Source organism: Halomonas sp. 111 (assembly GCF_052379685.1).
Classification (GTDB): Bacteria; Pseudomonadota; Gammaproteobacteria; order Pseudomonadales; family Halomonadaceae; genus Vreelandella; species Vreelandella citrativorans.
Genome location: NZ_JBQSYV010000053.1, coordinates 1 through 1,102 on the forward strand (window position 1 = coordinate 1; position 1,102 = coordinate 1,102).

Here is a 1,102-nt window from a genome sequence, read left to right on the forward strand (position 1 = left end):
CCTGAATTCAAACATTAAGCGCAGCACCCGCGGTTTTCAGCGCTCCTGAATACTCTCCCAGGAACACTTGTGCCGGTGTCCGATACCCCAAGCGTTTTCTGGGGCGATTATTCAGCTTGGCAACGACTCGCCTCAGTGCTGAGTCGCTCACCTTTCGGAAGTCCGTCCCTTTCGGGAAATATTGGCGAATCAGTCCGTTGGTGTTTTCATTGGTACCACGCTGGCATGAGCGGTATGGGTCGCAAAAATAGGTCTTGGCCGAGACGGCCCTGGCAACCTGTCGATGCTCGGCGAATTCCGAGCCGTTATCCAAGGTGATGGTCTGTACTGCACCTCGGCGTGGTTTTAATAACCGGGTCATCGCTTTGGCCGTTCCTGTGGCCGTGATCGTCGGCAGGCGCGCTGCCAAGAGGTATCCGCTGCGTCTCTCGACCAGGGTCACCAGGCCGGATTCTTTGTGGCCCTTGAGCACCGTATCGCCTTCCCAATGGCCGATATGGCGCCTTTCTTCCACTTCGGCGGGACGTTGTTCAATGCCTACCCGGTGTGGAATTTTACCCAATCCCGCATGCTTGGCCAGCCGGCGCTGATAGCGCCGCTGGCGTGGTAGACGGAGTCGCTTCCATAATTCGCCGCCGTGTTTCTTGTCGTCCCAGATTAACGCATAGATCCACTGATGGCTTACGCAAGCCCCGTTGGCATTCGCCATGAAGCCACTAATTTGCTGGGGACTCCATTCGTCCCTCAGTTGATCAGTGACCCATTGAATTAAGCTGGGCAATCGCTTCGTCACTTTCCAGGCGCTGCATCGACGCTGATCACTTCTCAATTGAGCCTGCTCAGGCGCATAGCCAGCAGTAAGCCCATTGCGCTTTATCTCCCGACTAATGGTGCTGCTGTGAACCCCAATAGCCTTGGCTATCTGTCGCTGGCTGATGCCGGTCTCAAGGTAAGCGAAAATTTGGTATCGTTGGGCCTGGGTCAGTTGTCGGTATCCCATTCTCTGCTTCACTTTGGTCGGTAAAGTCGAGAGGGTACCGGCGCTGACCCTCCTTCCTCTACTGTGCGATCCAAAGTGCTGCGGTTATTCTATGAATCCAGG

At 55.4% G+C, this 1,102-nt stretch carries 1 protein-coding gene; it reads right to left on the reverse strand.

The features are described from left to right. Positions 1 to 7: 7 nt before the first annotated feature. Positions 8 to 1,000, reverse strand: coding sequence for an IS30 family transposase (locus tag ACT3T7_RS18385; protein ID WP_442353203.1), 993 nt, complete (start codon positions 998 to 1,000; stop codon positions 8 to 10). Between the last annotated feature and the right edge of the window lie 102 nt (positions 1,001 to 1,102).

Excerpts from the sequence above, each read along its gene's own strand:
- ACT3T7_RS18385 (WP_442353203.1), bottom strand. The coding sequence starts at position 1,000 with ATGGGATACCGACAACTGACCCAGGCCCAACGATACCAAATTTTCGCT.